General features: G+C 66.7%; 18 protein-coding genes. 10 read left to right on the forward strand and 8 right to left on the reverse strand.

Annotated features, from left to right (window positions below; genetic code table 11):
• Both rplM and AYJ57_RS02095 read right to left on the reverse strand, forming a co-directional pair.
• Window positions 1–459 carry a 50S ribosomal protein L13 gene (gene rplM / locus AYJ57_RS02090; RefSeq protein WP_066100519.1) on the reverse strand — a complete coding sequence of 153 codons (459 nt, stop codon included), beginning with the start codon at window positions 457–459 and terminating at the stop codon, window positions 1–3.
• Between the two features lie 178 nt (window positions 460–637).
• On the reverse strand, window positions 638–2,065 hold the full coding sequence (locus AYJ57_RS02095) for an aminotransferase-like domain-containing protein (RefSeq protein WP_066100522.1): 1,428 nt from the start codon (window positions 2,063–2,065) through the stop codon (window positions 638–640).
• A 70-nt stretch (window positions 2,066–2,135) separates the two neighbouring features.
• On the opposite strand from AYJ57_RS02095, the gene AYJ57_RS02100 reads away from it, so the two are divergent.
• On the forward strand, window positions 2,136–2,363 hold the full coding sequence (locus tag AYJ57_RS02100; RefSeq protein ID WP_066100525.1) for a DUF1127 domain-containing protein: 228 nt from the start codon (window positions 2,136–2,138) through the stop codon (window positions 2,361–2,363).
• A gap of 201 nt (window positions 2,364–2,564) precedes the next feature.
• On the opposite strand, the gene aroB is transcribed toward AYJ57_RS02100, so the two are convergent.
• A complete protein-coding gene (gene aroB / locus AYJ57_RS02105; protein WP_157374104.1) occupies window positions 2,565–3,680 on the reverse strand; it encodes a 3-dehydroquinate synthase in 1,116 nt (371 codons plus the stop codon).
• A gap of 11 nt (window positions 3,681–3,691) precedes the next feature.
• On the reverse strand, window positions 3,692–4,267 hold the full coding sequence (locus AYJ57_RS02110) for a shikimate kinase (protein WP_066106534.1): 576 nt from the start codon (window positions 4,265–4,267) through the stop codon (window positions 3,692–3,694).
• Window positions 4,268–4,361: 94 nt separating this feature from the next.
• Here AYJ57_RS02110 and AYJ57_RS26165 point away from each other — a divergent pair, with 94 nt between their 5' ends.
• From AYJ57_RS26165 to AYJ57_RS02120, 3 genes are read left to right on the forward strand one after another with little or no spacing between them, the layout of a single operon-like run.
• Entirely contained in the window at window positions 4,362–4,511 is a 150-nt protein-coding gene (locus tag AYJ57_RS26165; protein ID WP_193789503.1) for a hypothetical protein, read from the forward strand.
• Window positions 4,501–6,180 (forward strand): hypothetical protein, encoded by a 1,680-nt coding sequence (locus tag AYJ57_RS02115; protein ID WP_157373907.1) that lies wholly within the window; start codon window positions 4,501–4,503, stop codon window positions 6,178–6,180. Before AYJ57_RS26165 ends, AYJ57_RS02115 begins: the two co-directional genes overlap by 11 nt.
• A complete protein-coding gene (locus tag AYJ57_RS02120; RefSeq protein ID WP_066100533.1) occupies window positions 6,177–7,103 on the forward strand; it encodes a site-specific tyrosine recombinase XerD in 927 nt (308 codons plus the stop codon). Before AYJ57_RS02115 ends, AYJ57_RS02120 begins: the two co-directional genes overlap by 4 nt.
• Window positions 7,104–7,230: 127 nt before the next feature.
• On the opposite strand, the gene pyrH is transcribed toward AYJ57_RS02120, so the two are convergent.
• The gene (pyrH, locus tag AYJ57_RS02125; RefSeq protein ID WP_066100535.1) at window positions 7,231–7,956 is read right to left on the reverse strand and encodes a UMP kinase; all 726 of its coding nucleotides are present in this window, start codon (window positions 7,954–7,956) and stop codon (window positions 7,231–7,233) included.
• 99 nt (window positions 7,957–8,055) lie between these two features.
• Between pyrH and miaA the strand changes: the two genes are divergently transcribed.
• The 3 genes from miaA (at window position 8,056) to AYJ57_RS02140 (ending at window position 11,594) form a co-directional block, all read left to right on the forward strand.
• The gene (gene miaA, locus AYJ57_RS02130) at window positions 8,056–8,949 is read left to right on the forward strand and encodes a tRNA (adenosine(37)-N6)-dimethylallyltransferase MiaA (RefSeq protein ID WP_066100538.1); all 894 of its coding nucleotides are present in this window, start codon (window positions 8,056–8,058) and stop codon (window positions 8,947–8,949) included.
• A complete protein-coding gene (locus tag AYJ57_RS02135) occupies window positions 8,946–9,812 on the forward strand; it encodes a helix-turn-helix transcriptional regulator (protein WP_066100541.1) in 867 nt (288 codons plus the stop codon). Before miaA ends, AYJ57_RS02135 begins: the two co-directional genes overlap by 4 nt.
• Before the next feature lie 111 nt (window positions 9,813–9,923).
• Window positions 9,924–11,594 carry an ABC transporter substrate-binding protein gene (locus AYJ57_RS02140; protein WP_066100543.1) on the forward strand — a complete coding sequence of 557 codons (1,671 nt, stop codon included), beginning with the start codon at window positions 9,924–9,926 and terminating at the stop codon, window positions 11,592–11,594.
• A 24-nt stretch (window positions 11,595–11,618) separates the two neighbouring features.
• Here AYJ57_RS02140 and AYJ57_RS02145 read toward each other — a convergent pair whose 3' ends face one another.
• Entirely contained in the window at window positions 11,619–12,767 is a 1,149-nt protein-coding gene (locus AYJ57_RS02145; RefSeq protein ID WP_066100546.1) for a cytochrome-c peroxidase, read from the reverse strand.
• 238 nt (window positions 12,768–13,005) lie between these two features.
• Entirely contained in the window at window positions 13,006–13,572 is a 567-nt protein-coding gene (locus tag AYJ57_RS02150) for a lytic transglycosylase domain-containing protein (protein ID WP_066100548.1), read from the reverse strand.
• Window positions 13,573–13,843: 271 nt separating this feature from the next.
• On the opposite strand from AYJ57_RS02150, the gene ssb reads away from it, so the two are divergent.
• From ssb to AYJ57_RS02165, 3 genes are all read left to right on the forward strand, one after another.
• Window positions 13,844–14,386, forward strand: coding sequence for a single-stranded DNA-binding protein (gene ssb, locus AYJ57_RS02155; protein ID WP_066100550.1), 543 nt, complete (start codon window positions 13,844–13,846; stop codon window positions 14,384–14,386).
• A 345-nt stretch (window positions 14,387–14,731) separates the two neighbouring features.
• On the forward strand, window positions 14,732–16,513 hold the full coding sequence (locus AYJ57_RS02160) for a hypothetical protein (RefSeq protein ID WP_157373909.1): 1,782 nt from the start codon (window positions 14,732–14,734) through the stop codon (window positions 16,511–16,513).
• Between the two features lie 142 nt (window positions 16,514–16,655).
• Complete coding sequence (locus tag AYJ57_RS02165) at window positions 16,656–17,984, forward strand: HlyC/CorC family transporter (protein ID WP_066100553.1); 1,329 nt, start codon at window positions 16,656–16,658, stop codon at window positions 17,982–17,984.
• Here the strand turns inward: AYJ57_RS02165 and AYJ57_RS02170 are convergent.
• Entirely contained in the window at window positions 17,941–19,107 is a 1,167-nt protein-coding gene (locus AYJ57_RS02170; RefSeq protein WP_066100555.1) for a histidine kinase dimerization/phosphoacceptor domain -containing protein, read from the reverse strand. The genes AYJ57_RS02165 and AYJ57_RS02170 overlap by 44 nt on opposite strands.
• Window positions 19,108–19,407: the final 300 nt, after the last annotated feature.

A 19,407-nucleotide genomic window follows, 5' to 3' on the forward strand; every position in this document is an offset into this window, starting at 1 on the left:
TTACACCCGGGTGTTTTTCTTGTTCATCGACTTGACGTCCAGCACTTCGGGCGATTGCGCCTCGTGCGGGTGCGCCGCGCCTGCGTAGATGCGCAGGTTGGTCATTTGCTGACGCGACAGGCGGTTGCCCGGAAGCATGCGCTTGACGGCCTGGAACACCACACGCTCGGGGTGTGCACCCTCGAGGATCTGGGCCTTGGTGCGGGACTTGATGCCGCCCGGGTGGCCGGTGTGCCAGTAGAAGTTTTCTTCACGCTTCTTGCCGGTCATCTGCACCTTGTCGGCGTTGATGACGATGACATTGTCGCCCATGTCCATGTGCGGGGTGAAGGTGGCTTTGTGCTTGCCACGCAGACGCATGGCAACGATCGAGGCGAGACGGCCGAGAACGACGCCTTCCGCGTCGATCACGATCCATTTCTTCTCGATGTCTGCCGGAGTCGCAGAGAAGGTTTTCATCGTGGTTGCCCTTGAGCTTGTTCAAAAAGGAGCCACGGCGGGCCCCGAATTCCGATGGGCGGGTTATAAGCATGCCCGCGACACAGTCAAGCGCCACCTTTCCGCATTAGTCGTTTGAAAACATATACTTAAAAAAACGGTATCTAAATACCCCACAAATATTCAGCCCCAGCCCCGCTCAGACGAGGATTTGCTCGGGCGGATCGTCCAGCAGCCTGCGCAGCTTCAGGATCGCGGCCTCGAACTCGGGCAGCGGCACCTGCCCGTTCATGCCGATGCGCACCGCATGCGGCGCGAAGGCGTCGCGCAGGGCGAACTCCTCGGCGGCCCGCACCTGCACGCCCTCGGCTTCTGCCGCCATGCAGAAGGCGGCGGCGCGCCAGCCCGCCGGAAGCCGCAGCCAGACGAAGGGCGCCTCCTCGTTCCACGTGATATCATGGCCGCCAAGGAAATTCACCGCGCTGCGCACATAGAGCGCGTTGCGCTCGCGCACGGCCCGGACGATCTCGCGGGTCTCGCGGCGGCTGAGCAGATCGGTCACCAGATCGGCCAGCGGCAGCGCAAGGCCGAAGAACCCGTATTCCGCCGCCCGGCGCAGATCGCCGCGCCGCGCCCGTGGGGCAATGACGAAGCCGACCCGCAGGCTCGGCGTCAACGTCTTGGAGATCGACGAGACGAACCAGCCCTGCTCCGGCAGCATCGCGCGATAGGTCTCGCAGCGCGCCTCGCCCAGAAAGGTGCTGTCGTCCTCCAGCACGTGCAGCCCGCAACTGCGGGCGACTGCGGCGATCTCGCGCCGCCGCGCGGGCGGCGTCACATGGGTGGTGGGATTGTGCATTGCCGGAGAGGTGCAGAGCAGCTGCGCCTCATGTTTGCGTGCCAGTTCCGCCAGCGCATCGGGCCGCAGCCCCTGCGAGTCCATCGGCACTGGCACCGGCTCGGCGCGCAACAGTTCGGCGGCGCGGCGAAAGCCGGGATAGCACAGCTCCTCCACCAGCACGACAGGACGGCGCCCGCGCAGCACCGCCTGCATCACCAGCGAGATGCCGTTCTGCGCCCCGTGGCTAAGCACCACATCCTCGTGATGCACCTGCCCCATGGGCACATCCGCCAGCCAGTTCAGCGCCGCCTGACGCGCCGGAGCGAAGGCGCGGCTGGTGGGATAGTCCATCAGACCGGGCGACGGCCGTGCCGAGATCCGGGCCAGCGCCTCACGCACCAGCGCCACCTGCCCCAGATCGGGAATGCGCCCGGTGAAGAGACTCACCATCGCGTCGCCGCTGGGGGTCACCTCGCGCGGGCCGCTCTCGATCAGCAGCGGCGGCGCGGTCTCGGGCGCGCCGCGCACGAAGGTGCCGCGTCCCACTTCCGCCACCAGCACGGACTCGTCGGTGAGGATTGTATAGGCCCGCGCCACGGTGCCCGGGGTCATGCCGAGCCGCCATCCAAGCTCCCGCACCGGCGGAAGCCGCGTGCCCGCGGCAAGCTTCCCCTGCGTGACCCCGTCCCGCAAAGCACTTGCCAGCATTCGATATTTCGGACCCGACGCCTGATTTTCGAACAGTTCGAAAATTGTATCGGTAACAATGTTTTTCTCGACGCTCATTGGGGCACAATGTATCAATGAACACATGAGATCAAGATAATTGTACCGATACAAAACTGGAGACACACCGATGGCACATGCCGCCCACGCCCCGCTTCTTGCCTATCTCGACGCGCAGCGCCCGCTGCCGCCGTTTGCGGCCATTGCGCTGCGCGTTGCGGTGGTGACCGCGAAATGGTCCGAGCGCCGCCACACCCGCCGTGCGCTGCTCGAGCTCGATGACCATCTTCTGCGTGACGTCGGATTGGAACGGACCGCCGCCCTCCGGGAGGCGCGCCGCAAGTTCTGGCAGGGCTGATCCCCGGACCTGACGGAACCTCTTCCACTTGGCGCGAGGCACACCCTCGCGCCATTTTTGTGTCTGGCGCCAAGCGCCCGCCCACAGCGCAAGCGCCACAGTATCAACATGCGTATTTTTAAAGAGAAGAAGCCCGAGGATGAGCAAGATCCCCGGGCTTCTTCTCTTTTCAAATACGCCTTATAGGCGCGGCGGCGCCGTTCAGCGGGCGGCCAGCCCATCGCGCAGCACGCCCAGCACCGCCTCGCGCGGCACATCGGCGGTGACGAAAGCCTGTCCAATGCCGCGGGCGAGGATGAAGCGAATGGCGCCGTCGAGCACCTTTTTATCCTGCCCCATGAGATCGAAGAGCGCCTCGGCACTCGGCAGATCGCAGGGAATATCGCTGAGGTCGCGCTTCATGCCCATTTGCGCCAGATGCGCGCGGAGCCGCGACGGGTCCTCTTGCGGGCAGAGCCCGAGGCGGGCCGAAAGCTCGAAAGCCAGCGCGCAGCCGATCGCCACGCCCTCGCCATGCAGCAGCCGGTCCGAATAGCCGGTGGCCGCCTCCAGCGCGTGGCAGAAAGTGTGCCCGAGGTTGAGCAGCGCGCGATCGCCCTGTTCAGTCTCGTCGCGCACCACGATTTCGGCCTTCATCTCCACCGAGCGGGTCACCGCATGCGCCAGCACCCGCGGATCGCGCGCCACCAGCCCGGCGGCACTGTCCTCGAGCCAATGGAAGAATGTCGCATCGCCGAGCAGCCCGTATTTCACCACCTCGCCGTAGCCCGCGAGAAAGTCGCGCGGCGCCAGCGTGGCGAGCACATCGATATCGGCCAGCACCAGCGAGGGCTGGTGGAAGGCGCCGATGAGATTCTTCCCCGCGGGCGAGTTGATGCCGGTCTTGCCGCCGACCGAACTGTCGACCTGCGCCAGCAGCGAGGTGGGGATCTGCACAAAGCGCACACCCCGGCGCAGGATCGCCGCGGCAAACCCCACCAGATCGCCGATCACCCCGCCCCCGAGCGCCACCACCACGTCGCGCCGCTCGACCTTCTGGGCCAGCAGCCATTCGGTGACATGCTCCAGCTCGCGCCAGCATTTGGTCGCCTCGCCGGGCGTCAGGCTCAGCGCCTCGCAGGTGATGCCTTCGGCGGCGAGCCCTGCCTTCAGCGCCGGCAGATGCGCCGCGGCGACGGTCTCGTCGCTGACCACCACCACGCGTTTGCGGCTGCCCAGCAGCGGCGCGATCTCGGCCCCGGCCCGCGCCAGCAGCCCGGCGCCGATGCGCACGTCATAGGCGCGCGCGCCAAGGTCCACATGTACCGTTCCCAGCAGAGCCGCATCACTCATCCGCTGCATTCCTCCAATACGTCGGGCCGCGTCTTCAGCGTCTCGATCACTTTCAGCGCCATACTGTCCACCGACAGCCCATGCTCCGAGGTCACCGCCAGATCGGCCAGCGCATAGATCGGCACGCGGCGCTCATAGATCTCGGTCAGCGTGGCCAGCGGATCGGGCGTGCGCAGCAGCGGACGCGTGTCCTTGTGGCGCACCCGCCCCCAGAGCACCTTGAGATCGGCATCGAGCCAGACCGCGACGCCCTTTTCGGTGATCATCCGGCGGTTCGCTTCGGCCATATAGGCCCCGCCCCCGGTCGACAGCACCGCCGGGCGGGCGTCGAGCAGACGCTCGATCACCTGACTTTCCTTGCGCCGAAAGAATGCCTCGCCGTCGCGGGCGAAGATCTCGGCAATCGTCATATTCGCCGCTTTCTCGATTTCGGCATCCGAATCGCGAAACGGCACGTTCAGGGCAGAGGCGAGCGCTCGGCCAACGGCCGATTTTCCTGCTCCCATCATGCCCACCAGCACAACTGTCTTTTTCAACTTCGGGTGCAATCCCCTTGTTTCTCGGCCATGCATCGCCAATTCTGCCTCCTGAGGCCGTGAATGACGTGTCGTTGCCGAAAAGGCTAGGTATAAGTGACAAAAAACATGAGGCAGGACTAACGAGCATATGGGACGACTCCTCAAACCCCTTTTCTTCCTTCTCGTCCTCGCGGCGATCGCGCTGGTGGCTTACGCCTATGTGGGCCCCTACTTCGGCGCGGATTTCTCGCCGCCCCAGACGGAAATTCGCCAGCCCGTGGAGCTTGATGCGAACTAGGCTACTTCTGAGCGCCCTGCTTCTGGGCGCCCCGACGCTCGGCGCTGCCGAGGCCCCGCTTGCTGCCATCGACTGGCTCAAGCCCGGCCCCGCTGTGTCTGGTGTTCCCGGTGTAAGCGCGGCGATGCCACTGCCAGAGGCGCCCGCGACCGGCACTCTGCGCGTGCCGCATCCGCTGCCCGAGAGCGGGACCTCGAGCCGTGCCTTTCCCGGACGCAGTTCACCCCCCAGTTCTTCCCCCAGTTCTTCCCCCGGCGCGCTGCCCAAGGATGAGCCGCCAATCGCGCGTTCGGGCACCTCCCCCGCGGTCGAGAGCGCCACGCTCGATGCGCCCTCCGCCGAGGCGGCGGGGCTGCTGTCGACGGCGATGACCGGCCTGCCGCGCTCGCTCTGGTCCGCGTCCGACGCGGCGCAGCTGGCGCCGCTCATCGCCCGCGTGGAGCCTGCGGTGCCCGCGCTTTCCGCGCAGATGCTGACGCTGCTTCTGGCCGAGGCCGACGCGCCGCAGGGCAAGCCGTCGCTGCTGGTGGCGCGCATCGACCGGCTGATCGAGGAAGGCGCGGTGGATGCCGCGCTGGCGCTGGTCGAACAGGCTGGCGGCGCCTCGTCGCCCGAGATCTTCCGACGCTGGCTCGACCTCGCGCTGATCGCCGGGGATGATTCTCCGCCCTGCGCGACGCTGATGCGCCAGCCCTATCTGTCGGACGACATCCCCACGCGAATCTATTGCGACGCGCGGATCGGCAATTGGGAGCATTCGGTCACCGTGTTCGGCAGCGCCGAGGCGCTTGGGCAGATCGACGGGCGCGACGCCGAGCTTCTGGCCCGTCACCTCGATCCCGAACTGGTCGACGCCTCTGCGCCGCTCAACCCGCCTGCGCGCCCGACGCCGCTGGAGTTTCGCCTGTTCGAAAGCATCGGAGAGGCGCTGCCGACGCAGCCGCTGCCGCGGATGTTCGCCGCCGCCGATCTGTCGGGCAACCGCGGCTGGCGCGCGCAGATCCTGTCGGCTGAGCGGCTGGCGCGGCGCGGCACGCTGTCGGGCAACCGGCTGTTGGGCATTTACACCGACCGCGAGCCCGCCGCCTCTGGCGGGGTCTGGGACCGGGTGTCCGCGATTCAGGATCTGGAGGCCGCGCTCGAGGGCCGCCGCAGCGATCTCATTGGCCCCGCGCTGATCGCCGCATGGCCGCAGATGCGCAGCGCCGGGCTGCTGGTGCCCTTTGCCGAGCTTTACGCCCCGCGCCTGAGCGGGCTTGCGCTTGAGGGCCGCGCCGCCGGGCTGGCCCGGCGCGCTGCGTTGCTCTCGCCCGACTATGAGGCCGCCGCGCGCGCGATGGCACCGCAGTCCGGGCTGATGGAGACCGTTGCCGCCGTCGCGAAGGGCGACACGCCCGAGGCGATGCCGCGCAGCCCCGCCGCGCAGGCGGTGGCCGAAGCCTGGCGCCCCGATGCAGAGGTGCCGCCCGAGCTTGAGACGCTGCTGCAAGAGGGCAAGCTGGGCGAGACCGTGCTGCGCGCCATCGCCCTCTTTGGGTCCGGCGCCGAGGGCAATCACGCCGATCTGACCGGCGCGCTGGCGACGCTGCGCCGCGTCGGGCTCGAAGACACGGCGCGCCGCGCCGCGATCCAGCAGCTCATCCTCGCGGACGAAGGAGCCCCGCTGTGAGCGCGGCGAACTGGGTTTCAGCCTTCCTCGAAGCGCAGGCCGCCGAACGCGGCGCCGCCGACAACACGCGCTCGGCCTATGCCCGCGATCTGGCGGATTTCACCGCGTGGCTCGCCGCCCGTGGCCGCGATCTGGCCAGCGCCGAGCGCGCTGATGTCGAGCAATATCTGATCGCCTGCGAGGCCGACGGGCTCGCGGTATCGACCCGCGCGCGGCGGCTGTCGTCGATCAAGCAGCTCTACCGTTTCGCCTTTGAAGAAGGGCTGCGGGGCGACAACCCGGCGGTGCAGATCTCTGGCCCCGGCCGCCCGAAGCGCCTGCCAAAGACGCTCAGCACCGAAGAAGTGGACCGGCTGCTCGACGCTTCCGAGACCCATGGCCGCACCGCCGACGACCGGCTGCGCAACGCGTGCCTGATGCAACTGCTCTATGCCACCGGGATGCGGGTGAGCGAGCTTGTGACGCTGCCGCTCTCGGCGGCGCGTGGCGATCCGCGGATGCTGCTGATCCGCGGCAAGGGTGGCAAGGAACGGATGGTGCCGCTCTCGGCCCCCGCGCGCGAGGCACTGGCCATCTGGCTCGAACGCCGCGACGCCCGCGAGGCGCTGGCGAAGGCGGAAGGCAAGCCCGCGTCGGGCTTTCTCTTTGCCTCGCGCGGCAAGGCCGGGCATCTGACCCGCCATGCATTCTATGTGATGATCAAGGATATCGCGGTCGCTGCAGGGGTGTCCCCGGCGAAGGTGACGCCGCACACGCTGCGCCACGCTTTTGCGACGCATCTTCTGGCCAATGGCGCCGACCTGCGCGCCATCCAGACCTTTCTCGGCCACGCCGACGTGGCGACCACCGAGATCTACACCCATGTTCTGGAAGAGCGCCTGCGCGATCTGGTGATGGACCACCACCCGCTGGCAAGAGACTGAAGCCCCCGCTCCCCGGTCCCCCGTTCCTCTTGGCGAAAATATCCCGGGGGTTCGGGGGCGGAGCCCCCGTTTTATGCAGCGTATGGAGCCTGCGCCCCAGCCTCTGTGGCGCGTCGGCCTTGAAAGGTTACGCGTGCACCTCGGTATAGGTGCCCTCGCCCGCCAGAATGCCCCGGAACCCGCCCGGCTCGTTCAGCGAGAAGACGATCAGCGGCATCTTGTTGTCGCGCGCCAGCGCGATCGCCGAGGCATCCATGACCTTCAAGTTGTCGCGCAGCACATCGTCATAGGTGATGCGGTCGTAGCGCTTGGCCTCGGGGTTGGTCTTGGGGTCGCTGTCGTAGATGCCATCCACCTGCTTGCCCATGAAGATCGCCTCGCAGGCCATCTCGTTGGCGCGCAGCGCCGAGGCGGTGTCGGTGGTGAAATAGGGGTTGCCGGTGCCCGCGGCGAAGATGCAGACGCGCTTCTTCTCGAGGTGGCGCACAGCGCGGCGGCGGATGTAGGGCTCGGCCACTTCGTCCATGCGGATCGCCGAGATCACCCGGGTGAAGACGCCCAGCTCTTCCAGCGCCGACTGCATCGCCAGCGCGTTCATCACCGTGGCCAGCATGCCCATATAGTCGGCGGTGGTCCGCTCCATCCCCTGTGCCGAGCCTGCGAGGCCGCGGAAGATGTTGCCGCCGCCGATCACCATGCAGATCTCTACACCCATATCGTGAACGGATTTTACCTCGCGGGCGATCCGTTCGACGGTCTGCGGGTTGAGGCCGTAGCCCCTGTCGCCCATAAGCGCCTCACCCGAGATTTTCAGCATCACACGTTTGAAGGTGGTCTGGGGCTGCTCGGTCATGTTGCGCTCCGTCTGTGCAGGATCCAAATTCCGGCTATATGTGACGGAAAATCCCCCGGCCTGCAATGCCGTGCGCCGGGTCAATGACAAGGAGCACCGGTGTCAGATCTGGTGAAAAAATTCGCGCCCGATCCGGATCTGCCGGTGCTGATCGCAGGCCCCACGGCCAGCGGCAAATCCGCCCTCGCGCTGGAGATTGCCGAAACCGCCGGGGGTGTGGTGATCAACGCCGATGCCATACAGGTATTTGACGACTGGCGCGTGCTCACCGCGCGCCCGCCCGCCGAGGATGAAGCCCGCGCGCCGCATCTGCTCTATGGCCATGTTCCGGGCAGCCGGGCCTATTCCGTGGGCGATTGGCTGCGCGATCTGCAGCCGCTGCTGGCGGGGGCGCGGCCAATTATCGTCGGCGGCACGGGGCTTTATTTCTCGGCGCTGACCGAGGGGCTGGCGGCGATTCCCGAAACCCCGCCAGAGATTCGCGCCCGCGCCATGGCGCGGCTGGAGGCGGGCGAGCTGGCCGCGATGGTCGCCGAGCTCGACCCCGAGACCCGCGCCCGGATCGACACCTGCAACCCGATGCGGGTGCAGCGCGCGTGGGAGGTGCTGAGCGCCACCGGGCGCGGCATCGCCGCATGGCAGGCCGAGACCCCGCCACCGCTTTTGCCGCTGGCGCAAGCGCAGCCCATCGTTTTTGACGCCCCCAAAGAGTGGCTCAACGACCGCATCGCCCGCCGCTTCACGCTGATGGTCGAGGGCGGCGCGCTTGACGAGGCGCGCGCAAACCTTGCCAGCTGGCGGCCCGATCTGCCCTCGGCCAAGGCCATCGGGGCCGCCGAGTTGATCGCCCATCTGCGCGGCGAGATGAGCCTCGAGGACGCCTGCGAGCGCGCGACGATCCTCACCCGGCAGTTCGCCAAGCGCCAGCGCACGTGGTTCCGCGCGCGGATGAAATCCTGGCCCGCCTATAGCCCGGATGGAGCCCCGGCATGAGTCCGCAATCGCTTCTTCAGTCACCAGAAGGCACGGTGCGGCTGCTGTCGCCCGGACAGCAACCGGCGTGGCGCTATGGCCTCTTGCACGACCGCGACGAGATCACCCTGCTGTGGCTCACCCGCGGACAGGGCAAGATCACCCTTGATGGCCGCCGCCGCGGGCTTGGCACGCATAACGCCGTGTTCATTCCGCCGCGGGCGCTTTTCGCGCTTGATCTGGCACCGCAGAGCCTTGCGCTGATCCTGCATGCGCCCGCGCCGCAGCCCGGCGGCGCGCAGTTTCCCGATGCGCCGCTGCACCTTCGGGTGCGCGAGGCGCTGGCGCAGGCCGAATTGACTTCGGTGCTGGAGACGATCCAGCGCGAGATCACGCAGGCCCGCCCCTTTATGGATGAGGCGCTGGACGCGCATCTGCGGCTCGCCGCGGTCTGGCTGCGCCGCCAGAGCGCGCAGGGCAGCAGCGACCAGCCCGAGGAAACCGCGGCGCAGCGCCTTGCGCAGGCCTATTCGCATTCGGTGGTGGCGCGCTTCCGCAGCCCCGACGGTCCCGGCGATATGGCCGCCGAACTGGGCGTCACCGGCACACATCTCACCCGCGCCTGCCGCGCCGCCTGCGGGCGCTCGGCGCAGCGCATGCTCTCCGAGCGCAAATTGCACGAGGCGCATCGCCTGCTGGCAGAGCCCGAGCCCGCCATCGCCAATATTGCCGCCTCATTGGGCTTTGCCAGCGCGGCCTATTTCTCGCGCTTCATCCGCAAGCAGACCGGCCAGACGCCCAGCGACCTGCGCGCCGGGGTGCCTCCGGTCCGCCGCACGCCGATGAGCGGTCGCCCCGGACCGCGCCCCATCCGCCGCTTCTGACCGGAATTGAGACCGCCCGCCGGGGCGTTAGATGATTGACGTGCCGCCGCATTTGAGGCGCAATGGCACGGCATAGAGATGCGGCAGACGATCGTTGAAGGGGAGACGACAATGAGCCGAGCACGCAGCGTGCCGTGGATTCATCCCGCCACGCAGCAGGAGTTGCGCGATTTCCGGCGCGGCCGCGTGTCCCGGCGCGAGTTTCTGACCCGTGTGACCGCGCTTGGCACCTCGGCGCTGGCGGCGCGCGCGATGATCGGCGTGGCGCATGCCGAAGAGGACGGCAGCACCACCCCATCGGGCACCACGCTGCGCATCCAGATGGAGGTGCGCCCGCTCAAGGACCCGCGCCGCTACGACTGGTCCGAGATCGCCAATGTCTCGCGCGGGTGGCTGGAATATCTGGTCGAATACAGCCGCGATGGCAGTCTGCGCGGCATGCTGCTGGACAGTTGGGAGGCCAGCGAGGATGCCACCAGCTATCTTCTGAACATCCGCCCCGGCGTGACATGGACCACCGGCGAGCCTTTCACCTCTGCCGATGTGGCGCGTCTCATGGCCTATTGGTGCGACCGCAGCGTCGAGGGCAATTCTATGGCGGGCCGCCTCGCCGCGCTGCTTGATCCGCAGACAGAGCAACTGGCCGAAACCGCCGTCGAGGTGATCGACGATCTGACGCTGCGGCTGCATCTGGCCTATCCCGATGTGGCGCTGATGGTCGGGCTGTCGGATTATCCCGCCGCCTGCGTGCACGAAAGCCACGACCCCGAGACCATGCTCTCGAACCCCATCGGCACCGGCCCCTATCTGCCCGAGGCCGTCGTGCCCAACGAGCGCGCCGCGCTGGTGCGCAACCACGCGCACAACTGGTGGGGAGAGCAGGCCGAGGGCTGGGGCGGCGCCACGCTCGAGCGGATCGAGTTCATCGACTATGGCACCGATCCGGCCGCTTGGCTTCAGGCGGCGCAGAATGACGAGATCGACATGCTCTACGAGAATGTCGGGGCCTTCATCGAACGCGCGGACACTTTGGGTTGGGAGCGCTCCGAAGTGGTCACCGGCGCGACAGTGGTGCTGCGGGGCAACCAGAACGCACTGGTGGACGGTCGCGCGGTCTATGCCGAGCCCAAGATGCGCAAGGCGCTGCAACTGGCGATCAGCAATGAGATCGCGCTGGAGCTTGGCCACGAAGGGCTCGGCACGCTGGCCGAGAACCACCATGTGGCCCCGGTGCACCCCGATTACGCCGAGGTCGGCCCCACCGAATACGATCCCGCCCGCGCCCTGCCGCTGGCCGAAGAGGCCGGGCTCGCGGATGTCGAGCATGAGCTGGTGACGCTGGACGATGGCCTCACGCGGCGCACTGGCGACGCTTGTAGCGCCATGCTGCGCGACGCGGGGCTGAAGGTGAGCCGCAAGGTGTTGCCCGGCTCGGCCTTCTGGCAGGCGTGGAAGGAATACCCGCTGTCGATCACCGAGTGGAACCACCGCCCGCTCGGCATTCAGGTTCTGGCGCTGGCCTATCGCTCTGGCGAGGCATGGAACGAGACGGGCTATGCCTCGCCAGAGTTCGACGCGCTGGTCGCCGAGGCGCTGACCATCGCCGACGCCGAGGCACGGCAAAAGATCATGGCGCGGATCGAGCGCAAGCTGCAGGAGGACGCGGTGATCGTGCAGCCTTTCTGGCGCTCGCTCTACCGGCATGTCCGTCCCGGCGTCACCGGCGCCGAGATGCACCCCTCCTTCGAGATCCATCTCTACAAGCTGGGGCTCAAGGTCTAGCGGCGCTGATCTTGGGACGTCTACCTAGTCTTGCAGAAGGTCCTCATAGCGCGCATCGGTCAGCGTCTTGAGGAAGGCCACCAGCGCGTCGACGCGTTTGTCGTCGAGCGCGGGCCCTTCGGTCAGTTCGGGGGCCAGCGTCTCTGGCACCTCAGGAGCGCCAAAAGCCGCGCCGGTCTCGGGGTTGATCTTCCGCGCCTCATTGCGGGTGTTGTAGCTGTTGTAGAACAGGATCACCGTGCGCAGATCCTCGAAGGCGCCGTTGTGCATATAGGGCGGCGTCACCGCCACATTGCGCAGCGTTGGCGTGCGGAACGCCCCTTCGACCGCGTTCTCTGCGGCGAGCGGGTTCTGCGCGAGCCCATGGTCGATGAACCCCTCCACCGAGCCATTCGCAAGCCGCAAGTCGCGGTTCTCGGGCACGCCGATATTGTGGAAGCGGTAGTCCGAGAAGGTCTCGGCGGGATCGACCGCGCTGCGCTGCAGCTGATGGCATTGGTTGCAGTTGGTGAACTGCTGCGAGAAGAAGAGCAGCCGCCCCAGTTCCTCTTGGTTGGTCAGCTCCGCCTCGCCGCGCAGGAAGCGGTCGTATTTGGAATCGAAGGGCGCGAACTCGGGCCGCCGCTCGAAGGCGGCGATGGCACGGGTCATGGCGGCATAGCCGGTCTCGGGATCGTCCAGCGTGCCCGGCCCGAAAAGCGCGGTGAAGGCGGCCACGTAATCGGGATTCTCACGGAGCCGCGCGACCACCTCGGATTTGCTGCCCATCGCCATCTCGACCGGATTCAGCGGCGGGCCGCCCGCCTGCTCTTCCAGCGTCGCGGCGCGCCCATCATGGAACAGCCCACCGCGCCAGCCGTCGGTCTCGTCGAACGCAAGCTCGGGCACATGCGCGGCATAGGTCACCGTGGGCGCGTTGCGATCCCCTAGCGAGCTGCCGTCATCGCCGATCGACGCCGCGCCGCGCGGGTCGGCAAAGGCGAAGGCCGGATCATGGCAGGTGGCGCAGCTTTGGGTGCGGGCCTGCGACAGGTTTGGATCGAAGAACAGCGCCTCGCCCAGATCATCCATCGCGTCAAAGCTGGCGGGCGCGGCCCCAAGCCCGCGCAGCCCCAATCCGCCCACGGCAAGCGCGAGGACGGTGGCGATGACGGCAAGATGTGCTTTGCGCATGAGGGTCTCCGGCGGCGATGTCGGGCTGGGGCTGGACCCGATCAGAGTGCCGCTCCGCCATGGGTCCGGCCTTGATCGGGATCAAATCCCAATGTTTTCGCTCAGGCATATCTCGCAAACACCCGCCCTCCGTCAAGGGAGCCGGGCAAGGGAGACAGGCAAGGGAGGCGGGCGCACTGCCCGTCTCGCTACATCATGTTGGATAGGTCGGGTTGGCCCCGAACAAGGCATCAGGGGCTCACTGCCCCCAGATCACCTTCACGTAGTTCATCGTCTCGCGGTACGGCGGAACGCCCTTGTGCTTTTCCACCGCGCCGGGACCGGCGTTATAGGCGGCCAGCGCCAGCCGCCACGAGCCGAACTTGCGAAACTGCTGCTGCAGATAGCGCGCGCCGCCCTCGAGGTTCTGCGCCGGATCATGCGGGTCGACGCCCAGCTTGCGCGCGGTGAACGGCATCAGCTGCGCCAGACCGATCGCCCCCTTGTGCGACAGCGCCTTGGGGTTGAAGCCCGATTCCTGTTGCACGAGGCGCAGGAACAGATCTTCGGGGATGCCGTTGCGCCGCGCCGCCTGACGCGCCAGATCGGCGTAGGGCCCGCGGTAGTTGCCGCGATAGGAGGGCACCGCCCCCTCGCCGCCCATCGGTCCCCATTTGGTTGGCGTGACCACGCGCTTGGGCTGCAGCCGCACCGAATTGTTGTACTGCTGAGATGCCCGATTATCGAGCACGCTGGTCTGTTTGGAGAATAGCCGCACACGGCTTTTGGACGAGAGCACCTCGGCAGAGGCCCCCGTCGCCGCCATCACCAGAGCACACACAACTCCGGCCAGTGCGCGCGTTGCGTGGTTGCGCATCACGTCCCTGTTCCGATCTCACTGTTCCCTCGACCCCGGACTATACAGAAAAACTGACCCTACGCCAGCCGTGGCCGCAATGTGGCACAGGCGGAATTCCGCGCGGCATTCCTTCTTTAGCGTGCGGGTGCGGTGGTGTAGACCAATTCAAACCCCGCCGCTGCGGGGATTCGCGAAGACGCGGAACACACAGGAAAACGACCAGTACAAAGGGGATGACATGGCCGGCTCCGTCAACAAGGTGATCCTGGTAGGCAATCTCGGCGCGGACCCCGAGGTGCGCACCTTCCAGAACGGCGGCAAGGTCTGCAACCTGCGCATCGCCACCTCCGAGAACTGGAAAGACCGCAACACCGGCGAGCGCCGCGAGCGCACCGAGTGGCACTCGGTCGCGATCTTCTCGGAGCCGCTGGCGCGGATCGCCGAGCAATATCTGCGCAAGGGCTCGAAAGTTTACATCGAAGGCCAGCTGGAAACCCGCAAATGGCAGGACCAGTCCGGTCAGGACCGCTACAGCACCGAAGTGGTGCTGCGCCCCTACCGCGGCGAGCTGACCCTGCTCGACAGCCGTCAGGGCGGCGGCGGCGGTGACTTCGGCGGCGGTTCGGGTGGCGGCTACGGCGGCGGCTCGGGCGGTGGCTACGGTGGCAATGACGACGGCGGCTACGGTGGTGGCTCGGGCGGCGGCTACGGCGGCGGTTCGGGCGGTGGCGGCGGCTCGCGCGGCCCGTCGCGCGACATCGACGACGAGATCCCGTTCTAAGATCAACGCCCGACCCCAGCGCCGGGCGTTTTCTTTTTGGGGTGAAGGATGGCGAAGGGTTCCGCCAGCCTTCCCACACGCCCGCAGCAGAGCCTTTCCTAACCAAGTCACAGCCACAGGGCGCCCGCCCCGAGGCAACCTTGCGTTGCAGCAGACGGCTTGCGCCCGCGCTGTCCGGAACCGCGCCACCTCACTATGAGGGGCGCATCCCTCACAATGAGGGTTTAGGCACCATCCCCCTTTGCAGAGCGCGACATAGCGGAACTCCGCCGTCAGGTTGCCGGTTCAATCATGTCTGCGTGACCCATCTTTCGCGGGCGCCCCGGAAACAACAGCAAAGAATAAATGAGCCTTTCAGCAACGCCTGACCCTGCCGCCGCCACTCCCCTCACAGCCCCCTCCCGCGTCGCAAAGCCACGCCATGGGCGCAGCGCCATTCCGCCCGCCGCACGCCACGTGCGCGGCTGGCGCTACTTCGCCGGGCTCTTCGGCGGAGAGCATATCGCCGCCACGGAGTTCGTCATCGGCGTGACCTTCGTCACCATGGGCGTCGGCACGATGGAACTGCTGCTGGGTCTGCTGATCGGCAACCTGCTGGCCGTGGCAAGCTGGACGCTGGTCACCACGCCCATCGCAGTTGAAACCCGGCGCTCGCTGTTCAGCTATCTCGAGCAGATCACCGGCCCCTATTTCTCGAAGATCTACAACACCGCCATCTTGCTGTTCTACGGCGCGCTGGCGGCGGCGATGATCACCGTCTCGGCCTATGCCGTGCGCTTTGCCTTCGGACTTCCGGTCCAGCTCGAGCCCTACCCGACCTCGCTGGCCTTCATCGTGATCACCATGCTGCTGGGCACCGTGGTGATCGTCGTGGCGGCCCGTGGCTTCGAGGCGATGGCGAATTTCGCCACCATCTGCGCGCCGTGGATGCTGGCCTGTTTCGTCTGCGGCGGCGCTGCGGCGCTGCCGATGCTGGCCTTCGCGGTCACCGGCGACACCGGCATGAGCAGCTTTGGTGAATTCCTCGAGGTCGCCCACGCCAGCATCTGGACCGGCACCACGCCCGAGGGCGAGCCGGGCATCTCGGTCTGGGAAGTGGCCGCCTTCGCATGGGCCAATGGCGCCATGGTGCACCTCGGCCTTATCGATATGGCCACCTTCCGCTTTGCGCACCGCAAGTGGTACGGCGTCTTCTCGGGTGTCGGCATGTTCCTTGGCCATTACATCGGCTGGATCGCGGCGGGCCTCATGGGCGCCGGTGCTGCGGTGATCCTCGGCAAACCGTTGATGGCGCTCGACTCGGCTGACGTGGCCTTCTCGGTGCTGGGCTATGTGGGCGTGCTCGCGGTGATCTGCGCGGGCTGGACCACCGCCAACGCCTGCCTCTACCGCGCGGGCCTCGCGGCCAGCACGCTGATGCCCTCCATGTCGCGCGGCAAGGTGACGGCCATCGTCGGCGGCTTCATCGTGATCGCGGCCTGTTTCCCCTTCGTGGCGCAGTCGATCATGCCGCTGACGGTCTATGGCGCGATCCTGCTCTGCCCGATTGGCGCCATCGTCATCGCCGAGCACTACCTGCTGCCGCGCATGGGGCTGACCCGCTATTGGTCGCGCTACCTCGGCCAGTCGCTGAACCCGGCGGCGCTGATCACATGGGGCGTCTCGCTGGCCTTTGCGGTCGTGGTCTTCATGACCGGTGCGATCAGCTTCTATTTCATCTTCATCCCCGAGTATCTCATCGCGCTCGTGGTCTATCCGCTCGCCGCCAGCTACCTTGGTGCGCGCGACACATGGCCCGCGGATGAGGCCCGTCAGGCCGCCCGCGAAGAGGCGCTGGCCAAGTTCGAGCGCAAGCGCCTCGAAGAGTTCGGCGAGGATGACGATGACGACCCCTCGCAGGAGCACACCGCCCGGCTGGCCAAATGGCTGCTGGTGGGGGCAGGCGCGGTGCTGGTCTTCATGATCGCCTTTGCCGTGCGGCTGGTGGTGACCGCCCCGGACGGCGAGGCTCTGGTGGTCATGCAGAAGGATTTCTTCCTCACCGCTGCGGCGCTCACCGTGACCTATTTCCTGCTGTCCATGGCCGCCATGCGCGCCACCGACGGGCCGGACAGCGACGACGGCTGAGCATTGCGCGCCCAGCTTGCGAAGACGGGCAGCCCAGAGGGGCTGCCCGTTTTTCATGGGCGGATACCGGTCAGAGCCTTGAAGAGCCCTGCCCCGAGCCCCATAACTCTCTGAACACTCTCAAACACAAAAAGACGGACGTATGGACGCCCCTGCCACCGGAACACTCGACGCGGCCTTCTGGATGACCTCCGCCGCGATCCTGCTGCTCATCCTTTTCTCGGCCTTCTTCTCGGGCTCCGAGACCGCGCTCACCGCCGCCTCCCGCGGCAAGCTGCGCGCCGCCATGGACCGCGGCTCACGCGGGGCCGCCATGGCGCTGAAGATCACCGAGGACAACGAGCGGCTGATCGGCTCGGTGCTGCTGGGCAACAACCTCGTCAACATTCTCGCCACCTCGCTGGCGACCGCGCTGTTCACCCGGCTCTTGGGCGACGGCGGCGTTGCCATGGCAACGCTGATCATGACGCTGCTGGTGCTGATCTTTGCCGAGGTGCTGCCCAAGACCTATGCCATCACCAACCCCGAGACCGCCGCCGCCACCGTGGCGCCGCCGATCCGGCTGGTGATCCTGATCTTCTCGCCCGTGGTGGCCGCGATCCGCGCGCTGGTGCGACTGCTGCTCAAACTCATCGGCGTGCAGACCGACCCCGACAGCCAGATCCTCGCCGTGCGCGAAGAGATCGCCGGCGCGCTGCAACTGGGCCACTCCGAGGGCGTGGTCGAAAAAGAAGACCGCGACCGTATCCTTGGCGCGCTCGATCTGGCGGAACGCACGGTCGAAGAGATCATGCTGCACCGCTCGGGCATCGAGAGCATCGACGCCGAGGCCGAGCCGCGGGACATCCTGCAGCAGTGCCTCGAAAGCAACCACACCCGCCTGCCCGTCTTCCGCGGCGAGCCCGAGAACATCATCGGCATGGTCCACGCCAAGGACCTGCTGCGCGCCATGTACGACGTGATGGCCAAAGCAGGCGAGCGCGGGTTTGGCGCGCTCGACGACTTCCGCATCACCGAGGTGATGATGAAGCCCTACTTCGTGCCCGACACCACCACGCTGGCCGACCAGATGCGCAACTTCCTGCGCCGCCGCACCCACTTTGCGCTGGTGGTCGATGAATATGGCTCGCTCGAGGGTCTGATCACGCTCGAGGACATCCTCGAGGAGATCGTGGGCGAGATCGCCGACGAGCACGATCCCGACGCCGAGCATCAGGTCAGCGCGGGCGAGGATGGCTGGTATTGGCTCGACGGCGCGATGACCATTCGCGACCTCAACCGGGCCGCCGATTGGTCACTGCCCGACGACGAGGCGAACACCATCGCCGGGCTGGTGATTCATGAGGCGCAGATGATCCCGACCGTGGGTCAGCGCTTCAGCTTCCACGGCTTCCGCTTCGAAGTCATGGAGCGCGAGAACAACCGGATCACTCGGCTGCGGGTGCGGCCGGTGACGCCGCTGCCGGTGTAACAGGGGTCTCGGCGGCGGGATCGATGGGCAGCTCTGCCTCAAGCAGATAGCCCCCCTCTTCCCGCCGTTCGACCACGGTGCCGCCAACTTGGCTCACCGCCGCCTCCAGCAGCCGCGCGCCAAGCGCGGTGGAGGCCAGAACGTCCAGCTTCGATCCCGGCTCGGGCCCGGAGCCATTGTCGCGGCAGGTGAACAGCAGGCGGTTCTCGCCGGTCTGCTCCGCCTCGAAACGGATCTCGGGATTGTTGGTGCCATCGCGGAAGGCGTATTTCATCGCGTTCGCGGCGAACTCATTCGCCACCACGCCGATCGACGCCGCGACCCGCGATTCCACCTCGATGCGCGGCACATCCACATGCACCTGCACCTCGGCCACCGCGTGGCGCTGCAGCAGCGTCGCCACCCGCGACAGATAGGTATCAAGGCGCACAAAGTGCATCTTTGAGGTCAGATTGAGCTCCGCATGCAGCTGCGACACCGAATCCACCCGGCGCGCGATGGCATCCAGCGCGTCGCGGGTCTCGGGCACGGTCGAGCGCGCACGGTAGAGACGGATGGTCGAGGCCACCGTCTGCAGCGAGTTCTTCACCCGATGGTCGATCTCTTCGCGCAGGATTTCCTTGTTGTGCAGCGCCCGCTGCAGATCGAGCTGCCGCATCACCTGCCCGGCCATCACCTTCAGCAATTGCCGCTGCTGACATGTGAGTTTCCGCGGCTTGTCGTCGAGCACGCAGAGCGTTCCGATGCTGTGACCGCTGCGAGTGACCAGCGGTGCCCCGGCATAGAACCGCATGGCCGAGATCGACCCGCAGCACAGCGGATTATCGGCGCTGCGCAGGTCGAGCATCGTATCCTCGATCTCGAGAATATCATCGCTCAGGATGGCATGGGCGCAGATCGACTGCTCCAGCGGCGTCTGCCCCGGCTTCATGCCGTAGCGCGCCTTGAACCATTGGCGGTTCTCATCGACGAGGCTGATCAGAGCCACCGGCACCTCAAGCAGCGACGCCAGCAGTTCGACCACCTCGTCGAACGCCGGATCGGGCGCGCTGTCGAGCACGCCGTAGCTGCGCAGCTCGGCCAGACGCTCGAGCTCATCATCCGATTTTCTTGCGAGAACCATTATCCGCCCTGACCTTCGAGCCTTCCCGGGACCATGCACCAATGCTTTTGCGCAGCCCGTGTCTAATTTCCGACATAGCAGCTTGCCTTGCCCCGCCAAGAGCAAAACTTTCAAGACACCGCTACAGAGGGTAAGAACGCAGCGGCAGGCGGTCAGTTTACTAAATTTTAGCAAACTTGTCGCACAACCTTTCTGTGTAAGGGCGGTGGATTGCGCTAATGTTAGGGCCACCGGCTGATCGCGCGGCACACAGGCGATGCGACGCTGCATCCCGCCCTCGCAGACCGGGCTCTGAAAGAG

Origin of the sequence: Salipiger sp. CCB-MM3 (genome assembly GCF_001687105.1) — a bacterium.
Lineage (GTDB): Bacteria > Pseudomonadota > Alphaproteobacteria > Rhodobacterales > Rhodobacteraceae > Salipiger.